We start from the raw sequence: 24,545 nt of genomic DNA, 5'->3' as shown, positions 1-24,545 counted from the left end.
TGTTTCGGACCCCGGTTTTTATGGGATCTCACTTCTGCCTGACGGACAGGCTAGCACAGGTCACCCTGGTGGAAAACCCGGAAATTTCAAGGGGTTTTCGCGGAATTTTCACCTGATGCAGCTATGTTTCACCCGCCATATCCAGGGTGAATCGTCGCAAATAGCGCTATTTCCTGGGGGCCTAGCAGAGCTCTTGCAGCAATCCGGGCAGGAAAGACAGGTCCGCAAGGTGACGGTAGCGGGGATTCTGCACCGGTTCATCGGCGGATTCCAGCTCCCAGGCGGGTCCGTTGGGCACATGCACGCCCCAGGCACCGGCCTCCAGCGGTGCCACCACATCCGAGCGCATCGAATTGCCGGTCATCAGCGCGCGCGCTGCCCCCTCGCCATGGCGGTCAAAGATCTTCCGGTAAACTTCGGGCGTCTTTTCCGACACGATCTCGACCGCATCGATATGATCACCAAGCCCGGACTGTGCCAGTTTGCGCTCCTGATGCAAAAGATCGCCCTTGGTGATCAGGATCAGCCGATAATCCCCCGCCAGGGCCTCGACCGTCTCGCGGGCATGGGGGATCAGTTCGACCGGATGATCCAGCATCGCGCGCCCGGCACCCAGCAGTTCCGCGATCACCGAAGCCGGCACGCGTCCCTCGGTCACCTCGATCGCGGTTTCGATCATCGACAGGGTAAAGCCCTTCACCCCATAGCCATAGGCGCCGATATTGCGCTTTTCCGCCGCAAGCAGCCGCTCATGCAGCTGATGCGGGTCGCTGTAATCGCGCAGGAGATCGGTGAAATGCTCCTGGGTGAGGCGGAAAAACGCCTCATTCTGCCACAGCGTATCATCCGCATCAAAGCCGATGGAGGTGATCATCTGGCGGTTCCCCGGTGTTGTTGTGACACGGGCGTTGATGCATCAATGCGATCTTAACACTCTCGTGGCTCTTTTCGTGGTGAGAAAAGCGATTATATTCCTGTCAGATTCAAGACAATGCGAATCCTTTCAGCAGCCGGAGAACCCGATTTGGCCTATAACCCGTTTACCCTGTCTGACCGCGAAAATGGTCCGGGCGCCGGTGGGTCGGGTGGCGCACCGGGCGAGGAGACGTCGCTTCTCGCCAAGCCCAAGCCGAAGACACAGCGCCCGCCGCTTTATAAGGTCTTGCTGCTGAACGATGACTACACACCGATGGAGTTTGTGGTCCATATTCTGGAACGCTTCTTCGGGATGAACCACGCCCAGGCCTTCGATATCATGCTGATGGTTCATAAAAAGGGTCTCGCCGTAGTCGGGGTTTTTTCGTTCGAAGTGGCCGAGACCAAGGTCGCCCAGGTGATGGATTTCGCCCGCCGTCACCAGCATCCGCTTCAATGCACGATGGAAAAAGAGTAAGGCGGGCGAAACTGGCCCTCGCGTTACAGGCGGAACATGCGTGCATCCCGGATAGAGCTGGCCCTGGAACAGGGCCTTTTTGTGCTTCCTTCAGAAGGTAAGATTGCGGTCTATCGCCCGCAGGAAGGCGATGACCTCTCAGATCTTCCCAAAGATCGTACCACCGTGCTGACGGGCTTTCGCCCTGACCGCGACCATTTTGCGGCGCGCGGCTACGCGGTCGAAGGCGAGGGGCCCTGGGCGGCGGCGCTTGTCTGCGTGCCGCGTTCGCGCGAATATGCACGCGCGCTTCTGGCCGAGGCGGCAGCAGCGGTAAGCCCGGGCGGGCCGGTGCTGGTTGACGGGCAAAAGACCGACGGTATCGAGACCGCGCTGAAGGATCTGAAGCCGCTTGTCGCGCTGTCGGGCCCGATTTCCAAAGCGCATGGTCGTATAGCGGCCTTCCCCGCCGGCCCGGAACTGGCAGCATGGACCGCCCGCCCGCGTGAGATCGGGGGCGGTTTCATCACCCGTCCGGGGGTGTTTTCCGCTGATGGGCCGGATCCGGGATCGGTGCTGCTGGCAGAGACGCTGCCCGAAAAGATCGGCCCGAAAGTGGTCGATCTGGGCGCGGGCTGGGGCTATCTTTCGCAAGCGATCGTCGCGCGGACCAGCGTCAAACGGCTTGATCTGGTCGAGGCCGAAGCGGTCTCGCTGGACTGCGCGCGCGAGAATATCCAGGACGCCCGCGCCCGGTTCCACTGGGGAGATGCGCTGAATTTCCGCCCCGAAAGCCTTGTCGAGACCGTGGTGATGAACCCGCCCTTCCATATCGGTCGCAGCTCTGACCCGAGGCTGGGGCTTGCCTTCATTCAGGCGGCGCGGAAGATGCTGGCGCCGGATGGGGCGCTCTGGATGGTCGCGAACCGCCATCTGCCCTATGATGAGGCGCTGACCACCCATTTCCTGGAATATGAGACAATCGCGCAGACCAATGCCTTCCGCGTGACCCGCGCCATCAAGCCGCGCCGCCCGACCCGCTAAGCGCCGCCAGAACCCCGAGATCCAGCATGTCATTCTCTCTTTCCGGCAAGACCGCCATCGTTACCGGCGCCGCCAGCGGCCTCGGTCTCGCCATCGCGCGCCATCTGATCCATAAGGGCGTGCGGGTCATGCTGGCCGATGCGGATGAGGCACGGCTGATGGCCGAAATGGGTGAGGCGGCCCAGGACGAAAGCTCGGTGCGACTGTTCCCGGGTGATCTGACGAAAAAACTGACGCTGGTGAACCTGGTCTCGGCCACAATAGAGGCCTTTGAGCGGATCGATATCCTGATCAATGCCGCGCGCCGCTGCCAGATCTCAGATGTGCTGAACCCCGATGCCGATCATGTCGAGACGCTCTGGCAGCAGAATGTGGTCGCGACGCTGCGGCTCAGCCAGCTGGTGGCGAAGCGGATGATCCAGGCCGCCGCGGGCACCGAACCGGATGAATACGGCGCTGTCGGCTCGATCATCAATTTTTCATCGGTGGCGGCGGTCCGGGTACAGCCGGAATTGCTGGGCTATTCCATGGCCTCGGCGGCGGTAGAGCAGATGACGCGGACCCTTGCCGTGGCGCTGGCGCCGAAAGGGATCCGGGTCAATGCGGTCTCGATCGGCTCGGTCATGAGCGCGAGCCTGCAACTGGCGCTGAAAGAGGCGCCTGCGCTGCGGGAACGGATCGAAAGCGGCACGCCCCTTGGCCGGATCGCGGCGCCTGACGAGCTGGTCGAGACGATCCAGTATCTCGCCTCGGATGCGTCGCGCTTTGTCACCGGGCAGGTGCTGGTGGTGGATGGCGGGCGCGGGCTGCTGGATGCCGTCGCCGCGCCTGCGTTCTGACGCCCGCGTTACAGGGCGCCGGGCCTCAGCCCTGTTCGGCCACGAGCCAGGGCAGTTCCGAAAAATCCGAAAACCGCGCGGTCTGCGGCATCTCTTCGGCCGGCGATTTGCGATAGCCTTCGGTGTAGAGGAGGAAGGGCAGCCCGGCTGCGACCGCGGTATCGGCATCGACTTCGCTGTCGCCGACATAGAGTGCCGTCCCGCCGCCCAGTTCGGTGATGCACAGATGCAGGGGCGCGGGATCTGGCTTCAGCGCGACGCGGCCCCCGCCGACGATGGCCGCGAAATAGCCGGTCAGGCCCATCTGATCGAGGACGATCCGTGCTGCCGTCTCGGGCTTGTTGGTGCAGATGCCAAGCGGGTGGCCAGCGGCCTGCAAGGCGTCAAGCGCCGCGATCACGCCGGGATAGATCCGGGTGCGCGCGGTGGGATCGGCCTCATATGCGGCCTCCATCGCGGCAACCAGCCGGGGATGCTGCGCCATGTCAACGCCCCGGGTCTCCATCGCGCGCCGCACCAGATTGGCGATGCCCTTGCCGATAAAAGAGGTGACCGTGGGAAGGTCAAAAGGCGCCTGGCCTTCGGCCTCGAAAACCTGGTTCAGCGCGGCCCGGAGATCGGGGACGGAATCGATCAGCGTGCCGTCGAGGTCGAAGATGACCGGGGTTGCAGTGGTGGTCATTGGCGCGCGGCCTCGGCCACGGCGCGCAAAGCGCGGATGTTCTCGCCATAAGGTGCGGGGTTTTTCACCGACCCGCCAGAGAAGACCGCCGAACCCGCCACCAGCACATCGGCGCCGGCCGCAACGACCAGCGGCGCGGTTTCGGTGGTGACGCCGCCATCGATCTCGATATGGATCGGGCGGTCGCCGATCATGGCGCGCAGGCGGCGGATCTTGTCGATCTGCGACAGGATCAGCTTTTGCCCGCCAAAGCCCGGATTGACCGTCATCACATTGATCAGGTCGATCTGGTCGAGCAGATATTCCACCGATTCAATCCCGGTCGCGGGGTTGAGGCAGATCCCCGCCTTGACGCCGTATCCCCGGATCGCCTGAAGCGAGCGATGCATATGCGGCCCCGCTTCGAGATGGACCGAGATGAAATCGGCGCCGGCTTTGGCAAAGGATTCGAGATAGGCATCGACCGGCGCGATCATCAGATGGACATCCATCACGCCCTTGATATGCGGCCGGATCGCGGCGCAGGTCGCCGGGCCGAAGGTGATATTCGGGACGAAATGCCCGTCCATCACATCGACATGCACCCAATCGGCACCCTGGGCCTCGATCGCTTCGCATTCGGCGCCGAAATTGGCGAAATCGGCTGAGAGGATCGAAGGGGCGATTTTGATCGCGCGCGAGAAGCTCATATGCGGGGCCTTTCCGACTGGGATGCGCCTGAAATAGCCGTGATCGGGTCCTGGTGCCAGAGCGGATTGCGGCCAGTGTCAGCCGCGCGGGGTCAGCCCCGGCGCAGCCAGACATAAAAGGCGCCGGTGCCGCCATGTTTCAGATGCGCTTCGGTCACTTCCTGCACCACTGCCGACAAAGGCGGCAGGCGCAGCCAGTGCGGCACCTGATGGCGCAGCGCGCCGATGGGGCGCGGCACCGGCTCATAGACCTGTTTGCCCTTGCCAGTGATCACCAGCACCAGCCGCTTGCCCGAAGCCTGCGCCCCCATCAGAAAGGCGATCAGTTCGGGATGCGCCACGGCAAGCGTCATACCGTGCAGGTCGATCCGTGCCTCGGGCGCGATCTTGCCGCGTATCATCTTTTTGTGCAGCCCGGCATCCATCCGCAATGGCGGCGGCGCGGCGGGCTTTTGCACGGGGGTCGCCTTTTCGCCAAGCCGAAACCGCGGCAGTGCCGGTTTTGGCGGCGGGGGAGGCGGCAGGGTCTCTTTCGGGAAGATGGCCTCTTGCGCCACATCCTCGGGGATCGCCCCGTTCTGCATGCCATGCATCGGGCGCAGGGTTCGCGCCACGGCCTGCCAGAGGTCACGCTCCTCGGGGCGGAGCACCCGTCGCCGCGCCAAGGCTCAGTTCCCCCCGGTCAGCGCCCAGGCGCGGTCGATGGGCAAAAGCTGCACCATCCGCCCGCCATCGCGCACGATCCCGGCGGCATCGCCTGCGCGGTCGCCATAGCCGTAGAAAATATCCGCCCGCTGCGCGCCCTTGATCGCGCCGCCGGTATCCTGCGCCACCATCAGCCGGCTGAGGGCCGCCTGGCCCTCTTTCTCGATCCACACGGGCGCGCCCAGCGGCACGAAAGCCGGGTCGACGGCCAGCGAGCGCATCGGCGTGATCGACTTGCCCATCGCACCGATTGGGCCCTTTTCGGGGGGCAGATTGCTGATCTTGCGGAAGAAAATATAAGAGGGGTTGTGGTTCAGCAATTCGGCTCCGATGGCCGGATTGCGGCGCACAAAGGCCTGGATGGTCTGGGCCGAGACCTGATGCGCCGCGAACATGCCGCGCCGCACCATCTCTTGCCCGACCGAGCGATAGGCATGGCCGTTGCGGCCCGCATAGCCCAGCCGGATCGTCGATCCATCGGTCATCTTCACCCGACCCGAGCCCTGGATATGCAGAAAGAACACTTCAACCGGATCGTCGATCCAGGCGATTTCCAGCCCGCGCCCGCGCAAAGCCCCGGCTTCGATCTCGGAACGGCTGTAATAGACCATGCCGTCCTGCAGATCCGGCGGGCGGCGGTACAGTGGCCAGGCATAGGTGGGGGTGCGGACCGGCGAGCCATTCAGCTCCGGCTCGTAATAGCCGGTGAAAAGTGCCGGCGGCTTGCCGATGATCACCGGGCGGAACAGCAGCTCAAAAAACGCCCGCGCCGAGGCATCGTCTTTCGGCACGTCGCCGGCCAGCTTGCAGACCGGGCGCCAGTAAGGGGCATCAAGCTGGTTGCAGGTGACAAGAAACGCCTCGAGCGCCTCAAGCTGTCCGCCCTCGCGCCAGCCGGACAGGGATTCGAACTCCACCATCTCGGCGCGCGCCTCATCAGCGCCCGTCACCGCAGCCAGTCCGACCAGTAATGCGATGACCAGAGGGCGCAGCAGCATGGCATCAGATCAGTCGCCGGTGGCGACCAGCTGCCAGTTCGGGTCATCCGACCCCATCTTGCGGGCAAAGACCCAGACGTCGCGCTGACGTTTGACGGCCTTGGCGTCGCCTTCGATGACCGTGCCGTCCTTGTCGCGCACCACCGAAGTCAGCTCGCCGACAAAGCGCACGGTCAGTTCGGCAAAGCCGGAAACCTGGTCGAAGGTCGCCTCTTGCAGCGCCATTTCCTTCAGCCCGACGAAATTCGCCTCGACCGTCAGTCCACGCGCCTCGCGGGCCTGGATCACTTCGGTAAAGCTCGCCTCGACCTCGTCCCCGAGGAAATCGCGGATCGGGTCGAGATCGCCGCGCTCAAAGGCCATCAGGATCATCTCATAGGCCTGACGCGCGCCCGAAAGGAACGGCGTCAGCGCGAAGGAAGGTTCGGCCTTTTTCATGCCCGCAAGGGCCTTTGCCGCATCCGAGCCCTCGGCCACATGATCGGTGATGTCACGGTCAGGCCCGCCCTCGATCACCTCGAAATCGCGTTTCACCGGGGCCTGCGCATCTTCGAGCGGGAGCGGTGGCTTTTCGAAACCGTCGCGGGTTCCCAGCACCGAACGGAGCTTGAGAACCAGGAAAATAGCGACCCCGGCAAGGACCAGGAGCTGGATAAGCATGGAATTCATCGGTCATCCCGCCAAAAAACACTGTCGCCGCCCTGTCGCAATGGCCGGTAGGTGCGGCAAAGGCTTGGGGAGGCGTGATTGATCTCCTATGTAGGTTTTAGCAGGCCGCAAGTAAACCTTGCGACAATGATGCTTTCGACAAGGACCCCAAAATGCCGCGTTTTTTGCTGATTCTGGCCTGGCCACTGATTGAAATCGGTTTGTTCGTGGTTGTCGGGGGCTGGATTGGCCTCTGGGCGACCCTTGCCTGGGTGGTCGGGACGGCGGTTGTCGGCATTGTGATCCTGCGAATGGTGGCGCGGCGCGGCGCCGGGCTTTTGCGCAACGGCCTCAACGGTGGCCTGAACCGGGGGCTGAGCGGAGCAGCTATGGCGGGCGATGCGCCGGTTACCGGGCTGATGCGGGGGCTTGCAGCCGTTCTGCTGATCCTGCCGGGATTTCTGACCGATGCGCTTGGGGTGTTGCTTTTGCTGCCGCCGGTGCAGGCTCTGGTGAAAGGCGCAGTGCTGGCCCGTGTCAGCGCCATGGGGGCCGGTGCGTTTTCGCAGCGTCAGGCGGGCGCCGGCAGGGGGCAGGCCAGCATGCAGCAAGGTGATGTGACGCTCGATGGCGAATGGGTCGAGGTGCCGCCCGAACATCCCGCGGCACCTGGTCGCAACCGCCCGTCGCGCTGGACCGAAATCGAATAGCTGCCTAGGGAGCGGAACCTGGTCATGGAACCGGAGCCACCCCAGGGGCTGACCCCGGAGCTTTCCATTGAGCGCCGCCCCCCGCTCTGTTAGGGGAGGGCGGTAGCTTTGACTGGCGCGGCGCGCCCCCGGGCGGGCAAACTGCCTCTGCCCGCGCAAATTCCAGGAGGATTTCGATGGCCGAAGAAACAGGTGCAAACGGGGCTCAGGCTCCGCAGGTCCGGATGCAGGTTCTGGCGCAATATATCCGCGACATGAGCTTTGAAAATGTCGTGGTGCAAAAGGGCCTCGCCGGTGTCGAAGTGCAGCCCGATGTGCAGGTGGCGGTCAGCCTTGATGCGCGCAAACGCAGTGTCGAGCACCAGTATGACGTGATCACCAAATTCAAGGTCACCTCGAAGAACAAAACCAATGACGAGACGCTGTTCCTGCTCGAACTGGAATATGGCGGCACCTTCCTGATCGATGGCGTGCCTGAGGATCAGCTGCATCCGTTCCTGCTGATCGAATGCCCGCGCCTTCTGTTCCCCTTCGTGCGCCGCATCATTTCGGATGTGACCCGCGACGGTGGCTTCCCGCCGCTGAATATCGACAATGTCGATTTTCTGGCCCTTTACCGTCAGGAAATCGCGCGCCGCCAGGCCGCCCAGACCGAAGCTGCGCCGCTGGTCACCAACTGATCTGCGCGGAAGAACCGCAGAATATGACAAAGGCGGCAGAGTGATCTGCCGCCTTTTTGCTGTCTTGCCGGCTGTGATCAGAGCCGTGGACCAGAGCCGGGGATCAGACCCGGTGATAGGGGCCGCCCGCAAGGATCGTCGCTGCGCGGTAAAGCTGTTCGGCGAGCATCACCCGGACCAGCATATGGGGCCAGACCATTGCGCCAAAGCTGATCGAGTGATCGGCTCTGGCCCTGAGGTCAGGGTGAATGCCATCGGCCCCACCGATCACAAAAGCCAGATCCTGCCGCCCGGCGTCGCGCCATTTCGCCAGCAGACCCGCGAATTCCGGCGATGACAGCTGCCGCCCGCGCTCATCCAGGGTGCAGATCAGCGCGCCAGAGGGAATTGCGCGCGTCAGAAGCGCGGCCTCGGCCTCCATGCCGCCGCCCTTTTTGTCCTCGACCTCAATCTCGGCGGCGGGGCCAAGCGCCAGCGCGCGGCCCTGCTTGCCGAAACGGTCAAGGTAATCGTCGATCAGATCGCGCTCGGGCGAGGCACGCAGCCGCCCGACCACGCAAAGATGAACCCGCACCGGCTTACAGCGTGCGGGCGGCCCCGACCTGTCCGGCGGGCAGCCACATCTTTTCCAGCTGGTAGAATTCACGCACTTCCGGGCGGAAGACATGGACGATCACATCGCCCGAATCGATCAGCACCCAGTCGCCGGTTTCTTTGCCTTCCATGCGGGAGACGATCCCGAAGGCCTGTTTCAGCCGTTCCGACAATTTCTCGGCAATCGCCGCCACCTGGCGCGACGAACGTCCCGAGCAGATCACCATGTAATCGGCAACATCCGAGCGGCCGCGCAGATCGATCAGCACGACATCCTCGGCCTTGTCATCCTCGACCGAGGACATGACGGCATCGCGAACGGCGTCCGAGCTGAATTCCGTCTGGGCAGGGCGTCCGGCGCGCGGGGCAACCGGCAGGCCGGTTGCAGGGTCAGTATGGGACAGGGAAGTGTCCTCCAAAGCAGCGCGCAAGCCCCGCGCCGGGCATCTCACGACAGCCTATCACCCGGAGCGGGTAATCTCAACATTCGACGGATCAGGTCGCATCGCGGTGGCGGCGGAGGGCTCAGAGCGCGAAGGCCGCAACTTCGGCCCGGGTGCCCGAACGGCAGCGCCAGACCATCACGTGACCCGCCATTGGCCGCCCGCCCACCGAGGTGGGCAGATCTTCGCGCCGCGGTGCAACCCGCTCTGTCAGCGCCTTTATCGCTGCCGACCGCGGGGCCGGGTGATCCGGATCGTAGACTTGAAGCGCAAGGCCGCGCGGGCGGGGCATCACATCGAAGGTGATCCCCTTCCTGCCCGGGACGGGGCGTTTCATCTGCCTGTCCGCGGTCGAACCCGGCATCCAGAACCGCCAGGTCTCGCTTTGGACGGCCAGGATCAGCGGCCTGGTCATCCCGAGCGTCCGCCCGTCGTCATTCTTGCCGTTGAAATAGCCCGAGCGCGCCTCCCATCCCGCGTCAGACAGGGTCTGCCCGTCTTCGCCATGGCGCCATCTGGCCCGACCCTTGCCTGAAACAGGATTCGGGGCTAGATACCAGCTTATGCAAGGGTTCATCTATTTCAACATCACCGATCATGCGCGTCTTCCGGCGCGGTTTTTCGGCGCGACCCGCAATATTCTCGCACGTCTTTGACGCGGCGGGCGGGATTACCTGCCCAGATGCCGCCGGACCTCGAGACCCAGACAATCTGACAAGCTATCCCAAAAGGTGAGAGCCATGACCGCCCCTAAATCGGCCGCTCCGAGAACACTCTACGACAAGATCTGGGACGACCACGTCGTCCATACGTCGGAAGACGGCACCTGTCTTCTGTATATCGACCGCCATCTGGTGCATGAAGTCACCAGCCCCCAGGCGTTCGAAGGGCTGCGGATGACCGGCCGCAAAGTGCGCGCGCCGGAGAAAACCATCGCGGTGCCCGACCATAACGTGCCCACGACCGAGGGCCGTGAGACCCATATCGACAATGAGGAATCACGCATCCAGGTCGATGCGCTGGACAAGAATGCCCGTGAATTCGGCGTGGTTTACTATCCGGTGACCGATATTCGCCAGGGTATCGTGCATATCGTCGGCCCGGAGCAGGGCTGGACGCTGCCGGGCATGACCGTGGTTTGCGGCGACAGCCATACCGCGACCCATGGTGCTTTCGGCAGCCTCGCGCATGGCATAGGCACCTCCGAGGTCGAACATGTTCTGGCGACGCAGACGCTGATCCAGAAGAAATCGAAAAACATGAAGGTCGAGATCACCGGCAAATTGCTGCCCGGTGTGACCGCGAAGGACATCACCCTTGCCGTGATCGGCAAGACCGGCACCGCCGGTGGTACCGGCTATGTCATTGAATATTGCGGTGAAGCGATCCGCGAGCTTTCGATGGAAGGCCGCATGACCGTCTGCAACATGGCCATCGAAGGCGGCGCCCGCGCTGGCCTGATCGCACCGGATGAGAAGACCTTCGCCTATTGCATGGGCCGCCCCCATGCGCCGAAGGGCGCGAAGTGGGAGGCTGCGGTCTCTTACTGGAAAACGCTCTTCACCGATGAAGGTGCGCATTTCGACAAGGTTATCACGATCAGAGGCGAAGACATCGCGCCGGTCGTGACCTGGGGCACCTCGCCCGAAGACGTGCTGCCGATCACCGCAACCGTGCCTTTCGCCGCCGACTTCCAGGGTGGCAAGGTCGAGGCCGCACAGCGCTCCATCGACTATATGGGCCTGACCCCGGGCATGAAGCTGACCGATGTAAAGGTCGATGCGGTGTTCATCGGGTCCTGCACCAACGGACGGATCGAAGACCTTCGCGCGGCCGCCGGGATCCTCAAAGGCCGCAAACTGGCGCCGGGCGTCCGGGGCATGGTCGTGCCGGGATCGGGCCTCGTGCGGCTCCAGGCCGAAGAAGAGGGTCTGGCGCAGATCTTCACCGATGCCGGCTTCGAATGGCGTCTGGCCGGGTGCTCGATGTGCCTGGGCATGAACCCAGACCAGCTGGCCCCGGGCGAGCGCTGCGCTGCCACTTCGAACCGCAATTTCGAGGGCCGGATGGGTCGTGGCGGCCGTACGCATCTGATGTCGCCGGTGATGGCGGCCGCAGCGGCGATTACCGGCCACCTGACCGATATCCGTGATATCATGGCGGAAACCGCCTGATTTCACACAGTCAAAGGACAGTCGTCATGAAGGGTTCCACAACCAGCATTCTTGCAGGTGTGCTCGCCGTAATAGCCGGGCTTATCGCACTGATCTTTCCGCTTCCTGCCTCATTGGCGGTGGCGGTGTTTGTGGGCCTCGCCTTCCTGATTTCGGGTGCGCTGGGGCTCTTTGCCGCCTTTTCGGACAAAGAGCTGCCATCGCGCGGCTGGCTGATGCTGCTGGCGCTGATGCAGCTGGTGCTGGGCGTCTGGCTCTTGGCCAACCCGCTGGCGGGCCTGATTTCGCTGACGATCATGGCAGGCGCGCTGTTCTTCGCGACCGGCGTGTTGCGGCTGGTCTGGGCCTTCCGTCTCGGAACGTCCGCAGGTCAGGGCTTTTGGGTCCTGATCCTGACGGGGCTGCTTTCGGTCGGGCTTGGGCTCTATGTCCTTTTCTTCCTTCCCGCAGCCAGCGCGATCCTGCTTGGAACGCTTCTGGCCATCGAACTCCTCTCTGTCGGTGCCGCCCTGATCGCGATGGGCATTGCGCTGCGAAAACTCCAATAGGTAACCCCAATGGATAAATTCACCACCATCACCGGGATTGCGGCGCCGATGCCGCTTGTGAATATCGACACTGATATGATCATCCCGAAGCAATTCCTGAAGACGATCAAGCGGTCGGGCCTCGGCGTGAACCTGTTTGACGAAATGCGTTACACGCTCGACGGCAAGGAAATTCCGGATTTCGTGCTGAACCAGCCGGCATATCGTGAAAGCCAGATCATCGTGGCCGGCGATAATTTCGGCTGCGGCTCCTCCCGCGAGCACGCGCCCTGGGCATTGCTGGATTTCGGGATCCGCTCTGTGATCTCGACCTCTTTTGCGGATATTTTCTACAATAACTGCTTCAAGAACGGCATCCTGCCGATCATCCTGCCGCAAGACGCGGTCGACTATCTGATGGATGACGCGAAAAAGGGCGCCAATGCCCGCATCACCGTGGATCTTGAGAACCAGACGGTTTCGGCCTCGGATGGCAAGAGCTTTGCCTTCGAGGTGGACGCGTTCAAAAAGCACTGCCTCCTGAACGGGCTCGATGATATCGGGCTCACGATGGAGAAAGTCTCGGCAATCGACACATTCGAGAAGCAAAACGCGGCCGCCCGGCCCTGGGCCTGACGTCTGGCCCCTCTAAGTCTTGCCGGGGCAATCCCGGCGCGGTTGATTTCAGCGCGGCATCCCCCGGGGTGCCGCGTTTTTTGTCGATCTGTTGAATTCTCGTGATTTTTTCTTCCGGTTTCACCGGGGATTGTCGCTTTTGCTCCATTCTTGCAACATCTTTGCCCTGTTTCGGCCACAGGGCCAGGGTCTCATGAGGATGATAGTTGCTTCACTCGGCGAAAGTAGGCAAAAGTTGGGCAAAATTGAGGCGATCCGCCATAATGTCGGCGGGATCATGGGAAACAGGAGGCGGCATCGTATCGCTTCCGTCCATGTTGAGGAAGTGAAGGCAGTGGTCTCACGGCTGACCGGCGCCCTGGTGCGCGCATTTCTGGTGATGCTTCTCATCGCCACACCCTCGGTGATCCTGCCGGGGACGGGGCCTGATACGCAGCAGATGGTGGCGCTGATCGCTTTGTTCGGCGGTGCCCTGACCTTTGCCGAATACAATGCCGTTTATCCGAGCCTGGTCGAATTCCGCGACGCGCCGCCCTTTAACCGCATCCGTTTCCTCGCGCTGTTTCTCACCGTTTTCATTCTGTCGGTGATCGAAGCGGCCAATATCGCTCCTACTTCCTTTACCCGCCTGTTCGAAGCGCTTGGCCTGTTGATCGGTCATTCGCTCGACTTTCCCTATTCGCCCGTCCGCCTTGCCTCGATGATGATGTCGGAAAATGCGAGCCCGGCCGATATGTCAGCTGTCCGCAGCGCCGCCGGAACGGCCTATATCATCTCGCTGATTTCGCTGGCTTTCTTCGTTGTGATCTTCAAGCTGAAAGGCTGGCCGTCACGCTACAAGGATTTCAATGTCTGGGTGAATCTGCCAACATTCGAGCCGACAGCCGGCGGCGATGTGGTGGACCGGCTTGAGCGGGACGCGCGTCTTAACCTTTCCTTAGGCTTTCTGCTGCCATTCCTGATCCCGGCAGTGGTGATTTTGGTCTCGGGCGGGTTTGATCCGGTAACCCTCACCTCGCCGCAGACCCTGATCTGGACGATGGCGGCATGGGCATTCATTCCGGCTTCTCTTTTGATGCGCGGCGTCGCCATGGGGCGGATCGCGGCCATGATCCGGCAGCGCCGCGTCGCCAATCTGCCGCCCAAACATCCGGGCATTGTTGCCGTCATCTGATCGCCTGGCTTTGCCTGATCCTGTTGCCCGTCTCTGCGGCGCTGGCCGAGACGGGGGTGAAACTTGCGGTGTGGAACATCGAACTGGAGCGCCGGGGCCCTGGCCTTTTGCTGCGCGACATCGTCAGCGGCAAAGATGCGCAGGTCGAGGCGGCACTGCGGGTGCTGGCAGATCTTGATGCCGATGTGATCCTGCTGGCAGGGTTCGATTATGATCACGGGCTGCTGGCGGCGCGGCATTTTGCCGACCGTCTGGCCCTGATCGGGCCGGATTATCCGCATCTCTTCGCACTGCGGCCCAACCGGGGTGTCGCGACCGGTCTTGATCTGGATCTTGACGGGCGGCGCGGCGGGCCGGGCGATGCCCAGGGCTGGGGCTATTTCGCCGGGCAGTCCGGCATGGTGATCCTGTCGAAACTCCCGACTGACAGCGCCGCTGCGCGCGATTTCAGCGCCTTTCTCTGGGCCGATCTGCCCGGCGCGCTCTGGCCGCAATCGCTGCCTTCAGAGGCGCGCGAGGTGCTGCGGCTCTCGACCACCGGCCATTGGGAGGTGCCGCTGATCCTCCCCGATGGCAGGCGGCTGCGGCTGTTGACCTGGCATGGCTCGGCGCCGGTTTTCGGTGCCCCGGTCGAGGTGAATGCGCGGCGGAACCATGATGAGACCGCCTTCTGGACCGCGTTGATCGAGGGGCGGCTGCCATGGGCACCGCCGGTTCCCCCCTTTGTGGTGATGGGGATCAGCAATCTCGACCCTGTTGACGGGGATGGAAGACATGATGCGATCCGGAGCCTGATTGCGCATTCCGCGCTGCAAGACCCGGCGCCGCGTGCGGCTTTTGCACCGGCAGATCCGGGTCAGCTTGGTGATCCGGCGCTGGACACGGCAGTCTTTGCGCCAACCGGAGGCCTGCGCACGGCGGTGATCCTGCCCGATGCCGCGTCTGAGGTGGCTGAGGCGGGGATCCTGCGCCCGGCACCGGAGGATCCGCTCTCGGATGCCGCCAGCGCCGCGTCGCGCAGCTTTCCGCTCTGGATCAGGCTGGTGCCATGAGCGAGGGGCTCAGCCGATCCGTCCCATCTGGCGCCGGATGCGGCGCGCCTGGTCCAGCTCCGCATTGATCGCCCCGCCCGCAAGGATGGCCCAGACCGAGAGGTAGAGCCACATCATCAGGATCACCGCGGCCCCGATAGAGCCATAGATCCTGTTGTAACTGTTGAAATTCTCGAGATAGAGCGAGAAGCCCATCGAGACCCCCGCCCAGGCCAGGGTCGCGAAAATGACCCCGCCCGAGAACCAGCGCGAACGCTCGTTCCGGGGTACATTGGGGCCGTAACGATAGAGGATCGAGAGGCAGATCAGCACCAGCAGCAGCATCGCCGCCCAGGGCAAAAGGCGGCTCAGCCGCGGGGCAAAGTCATCCAGCGGCATCCAGGACAGGAGGATCGGCACCACCACCACGGTTGCGAGCGTGCCAATCAGCGCACCGATCAGCGCGAGCGTCAGAACAAAATCCCGCGCCATGCCACCCAGCCAGGAGCGCGGTACCGCGCGATGCACCACATCAAGCCCCTGGACCAGCGCCGAAACCCCGTTGCGCGACGAATAAAGCGCGACCAGCAGCGAAAGGACCGTGGCCCAGCCCAGCGTCGTGCGCGGCGCATTGACCAGCCCCATGACCTGATCATGGATCAACGCGCTGGCATCGGGGGGCAAAAACCGCTCGGCCACCTGAAGATAGCCCGCGATCACCACCGGATCGGCCATCATCCCCCAGATCGCCACCACTGCCGCAAGGCCTGGAAAGACCGCGAACATGGCGTAAAAGGCCACTCCGGCGGCGACGAGGCCGAAATGGCCATCGGTCATCCGCTCGATCACCGCCGTGATAAAGCGCCAGATCCGGCGCAGCGCCTTCATTGCCGGATCCATGTCGAGAAATCTTCGCCCGGCGGCATTTCACGCGCGCGCGGCGAGATCAGCGCGCGGGCGCGCTTTTCGTCCAGCGTGCCTGTTCCTGCAAGGGCACCGAGGCGGTCGAGATATTCCGGCAGCAGGCCCGGCATCACGAGGCTGCGGTCCAGCGGCAGATCGGAAGACAGCACCCGCGCCAGCTTCCACACCACCGAGGCACAATTCGCGGTTACGGTATTATACCAGACGGGCCGGTCGTTCAGGTCATTGCCCAGCCTGAGAAAGCCAAGGAAGACCGCGATTTGCTGATCCTGGGTCAGATCCAGCGGATAAAGATGCACTTCTTCAGCGCGCGGCACCGCACGCCATTGCACGATATCCGCCTCATCAGCGGCGATCAGCGACAGCTCGAACTGGCGGAAAAATCCGCCCAGGGCAGAGAAACTCTCGCCTTTCTCGCGGCGGATCTCGACCGAGAAGGTCAACGGCGCGCCGTCCTGGAACCGGAAGCTGACCAACAGATGCGCGATTTTCGGATTGCCCCAGGAGGAGGTGATCATATCGACCCCGTCGAGCTTCGCCAGATCGACGGTGCGGCTGGTCCAGCCCTCAACGGCCTCATCGGCGGTCTTCCAGCGAAAAGTGCGGATGTTTTCCAGATGAACCAGGCTGCCCTCGGCCTCGCCCTTGACGATATGCGCCACATCAGGCGCCCAGTCGCGGTCCTGGCGCGGCTGCAGGCTGAAAAACCAGCCCAGGACCAGGATCAGCAGCACGGCAAGCCCGGTCCAGCCCCAGCCGGGCCCCAGCCGCGCCCAGGCCACCAGGAGGACCGCAAGTCCCAACCCGGCCAGTGCCAGCGGGCGTGCATGCGGGAATTGCACCCAGAACGCCGCCGCAGCCCAGACCACAACAAGACCAAGGACCAGCCAGAACACCACTGCTTTCACCGTTTCACACTCGCCGTAACATAATTGACCGAAAGATCGCGCGAAGACAGGCTCCAGCGCCAGGAGACCGGGTTGAAGACCATCCCCTTGCGATCCACCGGGTCAAGTCCGGCGCGGCGGATCAGGTCGTAAAGCTCATCCGGCGTGATGAATTTCGCCCAGTCATGCGTGCCTTTCGGCAGCCAGCGCATGATCCATTCGGCCCCAATGATCGCCATGGCGAAGCTTTTCGTGTTGCGGTTCATGGTTGAACAGATCATCAGCCCGCCGGGCTTCAACAGCTGCTGGCATGCGGTCAGATAGGCCAGAGGATCGGCAACATGTTCGACCACTTCCATATTCAGCACCACGTCATACCGCTCACCCTCTGCGGCCAGCGCCTCGGCGGTGGTGTGGCGATAGTCGATCCGGAGGCCCTGGGTCTCGGCATGGACGCGGGCCACCGGGATGTTGCGCTCGGCCGCATCGGCGCCGGTCACATCAGCCCCCAGCCGCGCCATCGGCTCGGACAACAGCCCGCCACCGCAGCCGATATCGAGGAGACGCAACCCGTCAAAAGCGCGCGGTGCCGTCAGATCGCGGCCGAATTCCCCGGCAATCTGGCTGGTGATATAGTCAAGCCGGCAGGGATTCATCAGATGCAGCGGGCGGAATTTACCCTTTGGATCCCACCATTCCTCTGCCATGGCCTGGAACTTTGCGACCTCGGCAGGATCGATAGTGCTTGCGGCTGACATCGCATGTCCTCGTTCGACTTTGTCTTTTCATCACGTTATATAGACCGCAATGGACCAGAGATCAGGACAAAAACGCGCGTCGGACTTCCTTTACCCGCCGGTCGAGCCCTTCGACCAGCGTATGATGGATATGGGCGACGGCCATCAGGTCTATGTTGAACAATGCGGCAATCCGGATGGGGTTCCGGTCATTGTCTTTCACGGCGGTCCCGGCGGCGGCTGCAGCCCGCTGATGCGGCGCTATTTCGACCCTCGTCATTACCGGGTGGTGTTGTTCGATCAGCGCGGCTGCGGCAGGTCGATGCCCCGCGCCTCGGTGATCCGCAACACGACCTGGGATCTGGTCGCCGATGTCGAGCGCATCCGCGAGGCGCTTGGCATCGAGCGCTATATCGCTTTTGGCGGCAGCTGGGGGGCGACGCTCGCGCTGATCACCGCCATCACCCATCCCGACCGCGTTTCGAACCTGGTGCTGCGCGGGGTCTTCCTGATGACGCGGCGCGAGCTCAACTGGTTCTACGGCGGCGGCGCGGGGACGTTTTTCCCCGAGTTGTGGCAGCGTTTCATCGATCCGATCCCGGAGGAAGAGCGCGGCGATCTGATCGCGGCCTATCACCGGCGGCTCTTTTCGGGCGACCGGACGACGGAAATCCGCTACGCGCGGATCTGGTCGGGCTGGGAAAATGCGCTGGCCTCGATCAGCAGTGACGGCTGGATGGGCGAAAGCCCCGCCGATTACGCCCATGCCTTTGCCCGGCTCGAGAACCATTATTTTACCAATGGCGGATTTCTGGATCAGGACGGCTGGATCGTGCAGAACCGCGTCCGGATCGCACATATCGATACCGATATTGTCCAGGGGCGCTATGACATGGTCTGCCCGCCGCTGTCGGCCTGGAGCCTCGCCGAAGGCTGGACCAAGGCGCGGGTGCATTTCGTGCCCCTGGCCGGTCACGCGCTGTCGGAGCCCGGCATTTCCGAGGCGCTGGTGCGGGTGATGGACCGTCTGCGCTGAAGCACCGTTGACGTGTGACAAGGCCACTTTGTTTCGGGGGAAGGGCGAACGTCTGCAACCTGCGCGCTGCGATCTTCTGCGGCTTTGCGTGAACAGGCGCAGGGCGCCCCCATAAATTGTGCTTTTCTGCAGGTGCAGCCTCGACATATTGGCGATCCGCCCTGAAAAGCCGGAAAATTCCTGCCGGACGGAGGCGATGCCCGCATGACTTTGGCCCGGTGAAAAAGCCCTTGTTTATCCGGCCTTCGCTCAATATACGAGGCGGTGGAGATGTGGCCGAGTGGTCGAAGGCACACCCCTGCTAAGGGTGCAGGCCCGGAAGGGTCTCGAGGGTTCGAATCCCTTCGTCTCCGCCACTTGGCCTTCAAAGCATTGAACGCCAACGTTATTCTCAAGGAAAATCTGGTCGAACCTGTTCCTGCTACAGCAAAATGCTACAGCGGGGGCCAAGGATGGGCACCACATCACGACTCGTCAGACGCGGAGCGGTCTTCTACTTCCGCATGAGCGTTCCCCGCCGCCTCGTTGCCCGAGTCGGGCGCAGCGAACTCTCCTTGTCGTTGCGGACTGGCTGCCGTTACGCTGCCACCCAGCAATGCCGGGCGCTCTCGATCACGCTCGACCGATACTTTCTGGGGCTTGAGCGGATGACGAAGACCACGATTGAGCAGATCAACGATCAGCTCCGGCGCTATTTTCAGACTTGCCTGAACCCCAATGAGGAAATTGCGACGAGCAATTCTCTCAATATGTCTCTCGGGCCGTTGTGTCTCTGGCCGCCAGATCCGGGTCATCATGCCGTTCTCAGGGCATCCAGCTCAGGCAAATCATACGAAATTTGATCAACAAGTTCCCGCATATGGGCAAGCCGCGTCGACGCTGCTTGAGATTGCGCCGGATCGGCTGGCGGCGCGCGGGGATCATCGCTTTCGAGGATATCGGCGTTGCAGACCTGCCAACGGTAGGCATTGTTACCGTCGCCTTGGAGGGTAAGCGGTTCCGGCAGCGCCTTGGCGGGGAATGGGCGGTTGCGGCGGCCATCACTATCCGCATGGTCGTCTGCCCGAAGAACCGCACTGCCGACGATCTCTTTTGCGTGCTCGAAAGCTGGCCGGGGCTGTCTGATAATCGTCAGAGACTGGCCCATCTGCCAGCTCCCCGGTTGAGACTGATCGCGCTCACCACCGATCTTTTGCCTCTGCGCGCATTGGCACTGCGGATGATCTTCATGGATCGCCGTCTCGATCTTCCACGCCGGGGAAGCGCTGATTTGGGTCCGCGAGATGATGGAGCTGGAGTGCATGGGTCTTGCCCCTGATTAGTCCGCCACGCTTCTCGGCCTCGTCAGTGACGCCATCCCCCGGCTAAACGTTGTCAGAACTGAAGTTATGGGAGGGCAGCCCGATGCCTGATCTGGTTCTAACCTCGGATAATCTTCAATTATCACGGGTCAACAAGAGCGAGGCGTCCATCGAGGTGGCGGAACATTTTGCAATTAATTGCAAACCCGATTTGTTCCTAAGTGCAGCCGCCTCATCCCTCTCCGACGCAGCAGTTGACCTGCTAAGTTATGCCAGCGCGCCAAACACAATGCGCGCTTACGAAAGCGATCTGCGTCATTATCGCGATTGGGGCGGCACGCTGACCACCGCGATGCTCGATCGCCTCACCCACCACTGCGACATCGTCGAGACCGGCAACGACAGCTGGCGCATCAAATCCCGAGCCTGAACACCCTCAGAAACGCAGGCCCGCGTCGGCTGCGCCAGCTGGAAAGCTACGCCGCCACGGGCCTGCTCACCCGCGCGCCAAACGGGTCACTTTTGGACGCTGATCGGGGGGCTCGTTTGGATGCCGATTGACAGCCCGGAGCATAGAAGGTCAGTTCACCCCCAACGACTCTCTCAAGCCCTGGGGAGAAGACGGGGCTCAGACCGGGCTCGTTCCGATCCGTGTCACAATGTGGGTGCTTTGCCATGACTGGCTAAGCGGGAGGCCGCGCTCACGGGAAGAATCTCGATGCGATCAAAGCGTGAGATGTCGCGCTGCCAAGAGATCGGGCCGTGGTTCGTTTTCGTCACAATAAGATGCAAACACCATGTCCCTGGCTGCGTGGGTGCCGTCAAAGGAACCTGCATACAGCCGCGCAGAAACCTTCGTTCAGGCACTGCAATCGCCTGTTTGAAACAGGGCGCTTCATCGTGACTCCAGTGCTGAAAAATGCTGCAATCCGGAGGCAGGGCAAAGATCCCTTTGAACTCGGCAAAGAACACCGCGTCTGAGGGCATCTTCCGGGGAAGCGGCATGACCTGAAAGTCACCTGAAAGATGTCTCGCAGCGGGAGGCAGGTCGAGCGACAGTGCCTCGGCGATGTGACCGGCGAGGAACGGCAGTGCGGTGGGCGAGAAATAACTGCCATGCTTCCCCGGCACCAGGCGGAACCGGACCAGCGCGAATTGCTGACGCCAGCGCGGCCATGGGTCTTTGCCTTGCAGGAACGGATTGAACTCGAGACTTTCATCGCCAAAGATCAACGTGGCGGGAATGGGCAATGGCAGCAGACAGTCCGATTCCAACGCGATGAATCCATGCACGTCCAGCCCAAGCTGCAACAACTGGACCGCCAGCAGGTTGGCAATCAGGGCGCCTTGGCAATTTCCTCCGACATGAAGGGCTTTGCCCCGGAGAAGCGGCAGAAGCATCTCTGTGTAGTAGCCGGCGATCTGAAGGCTTGCCGTCATGGTCAACTGCTCCAACGGCACGACGGCGTTCAGCGACCGCAGGCCAATGAGCGGTTGATCGGGCCCCAGGGCCGCGGCAAGCAGTTTGAACTCGTGGCTTCCGTTGAAGACCCAGATCAGCGGATCGCGCCCGCCATCCCGGTTCTCGACCCGTATGATGCCAAGAGGATCCACTGCGGAGCCACCCCAGTCGGCGGTGTAGTTCGCCAGCAGTTTCAACCAGCGCGGGGACGGCGCGGCGGGCGCCTCAACCGCGATCACTGTCAGCCCCGCTTGAGAGTGTCAGGACATGCTGGACGATTTCGCCCACGCTGGTGCTGTCGAAGAAGGTGGCGGGATCGAGCGGCGCGCCGAACCTCGTCTCGATCTCGCTGCAGACACGCGCCGTGTCCATGGAAGACAGCCCGAAGTCCAGTGGATCATCCGCTGCCGAGATGCTCGTGGCGCTGCCCGAAGTATAGAAGGCGATCCGATCGCAAAGGAAGGCCAGGACCTGGTCGGAGTTCGGCACAGGGATATGACGGATGTGCGGCATCACATCACCGGCTTTGCCAATTCGGCACTCAATCCGCGGAGCTTCTGGCGCTGGATCTTGCCGCTGGTGGTTCGAGGCAGGCTGCGGCGCGGCATGACGCGGACGTCCTGCAAATCCAGCCCGAATTTGGTGCGGATGCGGCGGCGGATCCGGTCGATTACCTCGGGACCGTCCGGAATGTCCCGCCCACGCTGTTCGATCCAGAGTGCGACCCGGTCCAATGCGCCCCCACTGGGGATGAAGACGGCAGCGGCCAGAGGGTTCAGTCTCGGGTCTGTCTCGGCCGCGTGCCATTCGATCTCGGCCGCGGAAAAATTGCTTCCATTGCTGATGATCATGTCCTTAAGCCGCCCAGTCACATAAAGCCGCTGCGCGGAGATCACGCCCAGATCGCCGCTGCGAAGCCAGACCCGCCCCTCGGCCGGATGGCCAAAACTTTCCGTGGAACTTTCGGGATCGGCCAGATAGCCGTTTTGCACGAAGGCGCCAGAGATCCAGATCTCTCCCTGATGGCCCTCTGGCATCTTTTCAAGGCTTTCCGGATCGGTAATGCGCAGACACTCCAACTCGTGTGGGGCAAGTGCGATCGGTTCAAACAGCCGGGCCTCGGGCGGGATGGCCTCGGGCGGCAGGTCCACGTCCAGGGGCGCGCTTCCTGCGGCGAAGACCGTGCATTCGGCCATGCCGTAGCCATGGAAGAAGGCATCGCGGGACAGGCCGTATGCAGCGAAACGATCATGGAAGGCCGCGAAAAGCCCTCTGGGCACCGGCTGGGCGCCGCAATAGGCCACCCGCCAGCTGGACAGATCAGCACCCAGCAGATCAGCCGGGTCTGAGCGCGAGATACACTCTTTGAAGGCGAAGGACGGTCCGCCGGCAACCTCAGCGCGACAGGCCGAGATCGCCCGCAGCCAGGAAGCGGGATCGCGGATCATCTCGAACGCATCCATCAGGCAGGTCTGCGCGCCCTTCCACAACGGCGCCACAAGGCCGACGATCAGCCCAAGGTCATGATAATGCGGTGCCCAGTTCAGCGAGACACTGCCCGGGGTAAGGGAAAAGGCCCTGGAGACCATCTCCATATTGTCGATCAACGGTGTCATATCCAGGGCAATGGCGCGCGGCAGGCGCGAGGTGCCGGAGGTGAACTGGATGATCGGAACACTGCTGCTGTGAAACGGTGCCCGCGCAGTCACCGGGCGGTCGGGCTGCGGCTGGGCGTCATCCAGAGCCAGCAGGGGAACCTGGCGATCCGGGCCGAGGATCTCTTCCAGAAGGGGGATCTGTGCCCGAAGGCACAGGATCGCATTGGGTCTGCAGAGGTCGATCATATGGGCAAAACGCCCGTCCCGGTCTCCGCGTCGTGGAGCCGCTACGGCAATCATGGTCGCGCCGGAGAGGATCCCCGCGAGAAACGGAAAGACGAAGTCCTCGCCGAAGCGGATGACGCTCAACAAGACATGCGGACCCGCCCCCAGCGCCGTTTCAAGGCGCTGCTGTGCGTCCTGGGCGGCGTTCAGGACCTGATGCCCGGAATAGCGGCGTTGATCCAGGGCGCGATCGAAGAAGACCAGTGCGTTCGGGGCATCCTGCTCGAGTCGTCCCCGGATCTGCACTGCAAGGTCGGTCGTCATCAGGTCAGTCCTGCGTTCAGCATTCGAGGATTGGGGGTCGCCCTCACGACGCTGGCACCCTGAGATCCGGGGGGGCCGAAGAGATCCAGCCAGAACCGCCAGACCGACGTCCATTCTCCGGCGATCTGACGGCGACGCGTGAAATATGTGGCAAGGCTCATCGCATAGGCACGACAATCGCGGCAATCCAGATTGGGTGAACAGCATTTTCCCTGATTTCTGGACAGGTCTGCATTGTAGTGGACATGTCTATGGGTCAGGCGATTCCCGCAATTGCGCGCGACACCGTTATCGTCAAGATCATACAGGCTTTCGGCTTGGGTCACCCAATCCAAGTAGTCAGGTGAGATCCTGATTGTGTCCGGGAAGGCATGGCTCGATTCGAGTATCAGATTGCGGGCGCGCTGCAGGCTGTCTCTGTCGAAGCGCATGTCGCTTGTCTGCGAGCTGAACCGGAAGTACTGGCTCTGCTTGCTCTCATCCCCATTCATCCGCTGATTATAATCGGTGGTCGGTGAGAACAGGCTGAAGGTCAGGCATAGACCATGATCGGCGCAGGCGCGTGCGACCTCAGGAATTTCGTGCAAGTTCAAGGCACTCAAAGTCAGGACGAAGACGGCTCTTGGGTCGCCTGCGTAATTCGTCATGGCTTTGTGGTTCACATCCGCACCGCGGTAAAGGGCCGAGCGGTCGTCACTCCCCCAAACAGAAACATGGATCCGATATCTGATATCCGGATCGATCCGCTTGGTCCCGTTAGTGAAAATGACACCCATTGGTATATGATCGTGGCAAGCCCTGATCCGCGCTGGCGTCAAAGAGGGCTCGGCCCCGGCAAGATAGGCGAAATTGATCCCGCGCCGAGCCTCTCTCTCAAAAAACTCTCGCCATGCCACAATATCCAGCTCTGATCTGCTGATTTCGGAACCGGCTCCTGAGAAGTAGAGACAGCCTTCGCAGCGCAGATTACATGTATTGCTGATGTCGTAATTGCTGGTCCGCAGCAGGCCGATCTTGGGCATGTCTGCCATCGTCAATGTAGTCATGCGTTCGATCGCCTTGAGAGAGTTGAGAGAAGTAATTCTCCAGGAAATCGAAAACCATT

General features: G+C 62.4%; 29 protein-coding genes, 1 tRNA gene and 1 pseudogene. 14 read left to right on the top strand and 17 right to left on the bottom strand.

Going from position 1 to position 24,545, the window contains the following annotated elements; genetic code table 11:
- Window positions 1–181: 181 nt before the first annotated feature.
- A complete protein-coding gene (locus AC4FS3_RS00755; RefSeq protein ID WP_491018933.1) occupies window positions 182–874 on the bottom strand; it encodes an HAD family hydrolase in 693 nt (230 codons plus the stop codon).
- Between the two features lie 150 nt (window positions 875–1,024).
- Here AC4FS3_RS00755 and clpS point away from each other — a divergent pair, with 150 nt between their 5' ends.
- Genes clpS through AC4FS3_RS00740 form a run of 3 tightly spaced genes read left to right on the top strand, consistent with a single transcriptional unit; the run spans window position 1,025 to window position 3,255 of the window.
- Complete coding sequence (gene clpS, locus AC4FS3_RS00750) at window positions 1,025–1,393, top strand: ATP-dependent Clp protease adapter ClpS (protein WP_249496036.1); 369 nt, start codon at window positions 1,025–1,027, stop codon at window positions 1,391–1,393.
- Between the two features lie 36 nt (window positions 1,394–1,429).
- Window positions 1,430–2,416 carry a class I SAM-dependent methyltransferase gene (locus tag AC4FS3_RS00745; protein ID WP_491018932.1) on the top strand — a complete coding sequence of 329 codons (987 nt, stop codon included), beginning with the start codon at window positions 1,430–1,432 and terminating at the stop codon, window positions 2,414–2,416.
- A 26-nt stretch (window positions 2,417–2,442) separates the two neighbouring features.
- A complete protein-coding gene (locus tag AC4FS3_RS00740; RefSeq protein ID WP_491018931.1) occupies window positions 2,443–3,255 on the top strand; it encodes an SDR family NAD(P)-dependent oxidoreductase in 813 nt (270 codons plus the stop codon).
- Window positions 3,256–3,280: 25 nt separating this feature from the next.
- Here the strand turns inward: AC4FS3_RS00740 and gph are convergent, their stop codons facing one another.
- The 5 genes from gph to AC4FS3_RS00715 form a co-directional block, all read right to left on the bottom strand.
- On the bottom strand, window positions 3,281–3,937 hold the full coding sequence (gene gph, locus AC4FS3_RS00735) for a phosphoglycolate phosphatase (RefSeq protein WP_491018930.1): 657 nt from the start codon (window positions 3,935–3,937) through the stop codon (window positions 3,281–3,283).
- Entirely contained in the window at window positions 3,934–4,626 is a 693-nt protein-coding gene (gene rpe, locus AC4FS3_RS00730) for a ribulose-phosphate 3-epimerase (protein ID WP_249496033.1), read from the bottom strand. The genes gph and rpe overlap by 4 nt, the downstream gene beginning before the upstream one ends.
- 92 nt (window positions 4,627–4,718) lie before the next feature.
- Window positions 4,719–5,291, bottom strand: coding sequence for a Smr/MutS family protein (locus tag AC4FS3_RS00725; protein ID WP_491018929.1), 573 nt, complete (start codon window positions 5,289–5,291; stop codon window positions 4,719–4,721).
- A gap of 3 nt (window positions 5,292–5,294) precedes the next feature.
- The gene (gene mltA, locus AC4FS3_RS00720; protein WP_491019298.1) at window positions 5,295–6,323 is read right to left on the bottom strand and encodes a murein transglycosylase A; all 1,029 of its coding nucleotides are present in this window, start codon (window positions 6,321–6,323) and stop codon (window positions 5,295–5,297) included.
- Window positions 6,324–6,338: 15 nt separating this feature from the next.
- Window positions 6,339–6,998 (bottom strand): Tim44/TimA family putative adaptor protein, encoded by a 660-nt coding sequence (locus AC4FS3_RS00715; RefSeq protein WP_491018928.1) that lies wholly within the window; start codon window positions 6,996–6,998, stop codon window positions 6,339–6,341.
- Window positions 6,999–7,150: 152 nt separating this feature from the next.
- On the opposite strand from AC4FS3_RS00715, the gene AC4FS3_RS00710 reads away from it, so the two are divergent.
- The gene (locus AC4FS3_RS00710; RefSeq protein WP_491018927.1) at window positions 7,151–7,687 is read left to right on the top strand and encodes an FxsA family protein; all 537 of its coding nucleotides are present in this window, start codon (window positions 7,151–7,153) and stop codon (window positions 7,685–7,687) included.
- Window positions 7,688–7,863: 176 nt separating this feature from the next.
- Complete coding sequence (gene secB, locus AC4FS3_RS00705) at window positions 7,864–8,367, top strand: protein-export chaperone SecB (protein ID WP_198835758.1); 504 nt, start codon at window positions 7,864–7,866, stop codon at window positions 8,365–8,367.
- A 103-nt stretch (window positions 8,368–8,470) separates the two neighbouring features.
- Here the strand turns inward: secB and rlmH are convergent, their stop codons facing one another.
- From rlmH to AC4FS3_RS00690, 3 genes are all read right to left on the bottom strand, one after another.
- Entirely contained in the window at window positions 8,471–8,941 is a 471-nt protein-coding gene (rlmH, locus tag AC4FS3_RS00700; RefSeq protein ID WP_491018926.1) for a 23S rRNA (pseudouridine(1915)-N(3))-methyltransferase RlmH, read from the bottom strand.
- A gap of 4 nt (window positions 8,942–8,945) precedes the next feature.
- Window positions 8,946–9,392, bottom strand: coding sequence for a ribosome silencing factor (gene rsfS / locus AC4FS3_RS00695; RefSeq protein ID WP_491018925.1), 447 nt, complete (start codon window positions 9,390–9,392; stop codon window positions 8,946–8,948).
- A gap of 94 nt (window positions 9,393–9,486) precedes the next feature.
- Complete coding sequence (locus AC4FS3_RS00690; protein WP_491018924.1) at window positions 9,487–9,741, bottom strand: hypothetical protein; 255 nt, start codon at window positions 9,739–9,741, stop codon at window positions 9,487–9,489.
- A 403-nt stretch (window positions 9,742–10,144) separates the two neighbouring features.
- Here AC4FS3_RS00690 and leuC point away from each other — a divergent pair, with 403 nt between their 5' ends.
- From leuC to AC4FS3_RS00665, 5 genes are all read left to right on the top strand, one after another.
- Window positions 10,145–11,578 (top strand): 3-isopropylmalate dehydratase large subunit, encoded by a 1,434-nt coding sequence (gene leuC, locus AC4FS3_RS00685; RefSeq protein WP_491018923.1) that lies wholly within the window; start codon window positions 10,145–10,147, stop codon window positions 11,576–11,578.
- A gap of 26 nt (window positions 11,579–11,604) precedes the next feature.
- Complete coding sequence (locus AC4FS3_RS00680; RefSeq protein WP_283176756.1) at window positions 11,605–12,126, top strand: HdeD family acid-resistance protein; 522 nt, start codon at window positions 11,605–11,607, stop codon at window positions 12,124–12,126.
- A gap of 9 nt (window positions 12,127–12,135) precedes the next feature.
- Window positions 12,136–12,741, top strand: a complete 606-nt coding sequence (leuD, locus tag AC4FS3_RS00675; protein WP_249496026.1) for a 3-isopropylmalate dehydratase small subunit — start codon at window positions 12,136–12,138, stop codon at window positions 12,739–12,741.
- A 277-nt stretch (window positions 12,742–13,018) separates the two neighbouring features.
- Entirely contained in the window at window positions 13,019–13,915 is an 897-nt protein-coding gene (locus AC4FS3_RS00670; RefSeq protein WP_491019297.1) for a hypothetical protein, read from the top strand.
- Window positions 13,916–13,971: 56 nt separating this feature from the next.
- Complete coding sequence (locus tag AC4FS3_RS00665) at window positions 13,972–14,967, top strand: endonuclease/exonuclease/phosphatase family protein (RefSeq protein ID WP_491018922.1); 996 nt, start codon at window positions 13,972–13,974, stop codon at window positions 14,965–14,967.
- Window positions 14,968–14,976: 9 nt separating this feature from the next.
- Here the strand turns inward: AC4FS3_RS00665 and AC4FS3_RS00660 are convergent, their stop codons facing one another.
- The 3 genes from AC4FS3_RS00660 to ubiG are packed head-to-tail and all read right to left on the bottom strand — an operon-like array spanning window position 14,977 to window position 17,515.
- On the bottom strand, window positions 14,977–15,846 hold the full coding sequence (locus tag AC4FS3_RS00660) for a YihY/virulence factor BrkB family protein (RefSeq protein WP_491018921.1): 870 nt from the start codon (window positions 15,844–15,846) through the stop codon (window positions 14,977–14,979).
- Window positions 15,831–16,769 carry an Lnb N-terminal periplasmic domain-containing protein gene (locus AC4FS3_RS00655; protein WP_491018920.1) on the bottom strand — a complete coding sequence of 313 codons (939 nt, stop codon included), beginning with the start codon at window positions 16,767–16,769 and terminating at the stop codon, window positions 15,831–15,833. The genes AC4FS3_RS00660 and AC4FS3_RS00655 overlap by 16 nt, the downstream gene beginning before the upstream one ends.
- A 5-nt stretch (window positions 16,770–16,774) precedes the next feature.
- The gene (ubiG, locus tag AC4FS3_RS00650) at window positions 16,775–17,515 is read right to left on the bottom strand and encodes a bifunctional 2-polyprenyl-6-hydroxyphenol methylase/3-demethylubiquinol 3-O-methyltransferase UbiG (RefSeq protein WP_491018919.1); all 741 of its coding nucleotides are present in this window, start codon (window positions 17,513–17,515) and stop codon (window positions 16,775–16,777) included.
- A gap of 49 nt (window positions 17,516–17,564) precedes the next feature.
- On the opposite strand from ubiG, the gene pip reads away from it, so the two are divergent.
- The 3 genes from pip to AC4FS3_RS00635 all read left to right on the top strand — a co-directional run bounded on the left by pip (window position 17,565) and on the right by AC4FS3_RS00635 (window position 19,372).
- Window positions 17,565–18,530, top strand: coding sequence for a prolyl aminopeptidase (pip, locus tag AC4FS3_RS00645; RefSeq protein ID WP_491018918.1), 966 nt, complete (start codon window positions 17,565–17,567; stop codon window positions 18,528–18,530).
- 266 nt (window positions 18,531–18,796) lie between these two features.
- Window positions 18,797–18,886, top strand: a tRNA-Ser gene (locus AC4FS3_RS00640).
- A gap of 75 nt (window positions 18,887–18,961) precedes the next feature.
- Entirely contained in the window at window positions 18,962–19,372 is a 411-nt protein-coding gene (locus tag AC4FS3_RS00635) for a DUF6538 domain-containing protein (RefSeq protein WP_491018917.1), read from the top strand.
- Here AC4FS3_RS00635 and AC4FS3_RS00630 read toward each other — a convergent pair.
- A complete protein-coding gene (locus tag AC4FS3_RS00630) occupies window positions 19,324–19,833 on the bottom strand; it encodes a hypothetical protein (protein WP_491018916.1) in 510 nt (169 codons plus the stop codon). The genes AC4FS3_RS00635 and AC4FS3_RS00630 overlap by 49 nt on opposite strands.
- 338 nt (window positions 19,834–20,171) lie before the next feature.
- On the opposite strand from AC4FS3_RS00630, the pseudogene AC4FS3_RS00625 reads away from it, so the two are divergent.
- A pseudogene (locus AC4FS3_RS00625) lies at window positions 20,172–20,261 on the top strand (ATP-binding protein); the annotation flags it as partial.
- A gap of 224 nt (window positions 20,262–20,485) precedes the next feature.
- On the opposite strand, the gene AC4FS3_RS00620 reads toward AC4FS3_RS00625, so the two are convergent.
- From AC4FS3_RS00620 to AC4FS3_RS00605, 4 genes are read right to left on the bottom strand one after another with little or no spacing between them, the layout of a single operon-like run.
- Window positions 20,486–21,532 (bottom strand): alpha/beta hydrolase family protein, encoded by a 1,047-nt coding sequence (locus tag AC4FS3_RS00620; protein WP_491018915.1) that lies wholly within the window; start codon window positions 21,530–21,532, stop codon window positions 20,486–20,488.
- The gene (locus AC4FS3_RS00615) at window positions 21,519–21,806 is read right to left on the bottom strand and encodes an acyl carrier protein (protein WP_491018914.1); all 288 of its coding nucleotides are present in this window, start codon (window positions 21,804–21,806) and stop codon (window positions 21,519–21,521) included. Before AC4FS3_RS00615 ends, AC4FS3_RS00620 begins: the two co-directional genes overlap by 14 nt.
- Entirely contained in the window at window positions 21,806–23,440 is a 1,635-nt protein-coding gene (locus AC4FS3_RS00610; protein WP_491018913.1) for an AMP-binding protein, read from the bottom strand. The genes AC4FS3_RS00615 and AC4FS3_RS00610 overlap by 1 nt, the downstream gene beginning before the upstream one ends.
- Complete coding sequence (locus AC4FS3_RS00605; RefSeq protein ID WP_491018912.1) at window positions 23,440–24,486, bottom strand: hypothetical protein; 1,047 nt, start codon at window positions 24,484–24,486, stop codon at window positions 23,440–23,442. The genes AC4FS3_RS00610 and AC4FS3_RS00605 overlap by 1 nt, the downstream gene beginning before the upstream one ends.
- Window positions 24,487–24,545 lie beyond the last annotated feature (59 nt).

This window comes from Pseudogemmobacter sp. TB195 (assembly GCF_058313095.1).
The sequence above is the reverse complement of the archived record's forward strand: the minus strand, read 5'-3'. Positions and strand labels throughout refer to the sequence as shown.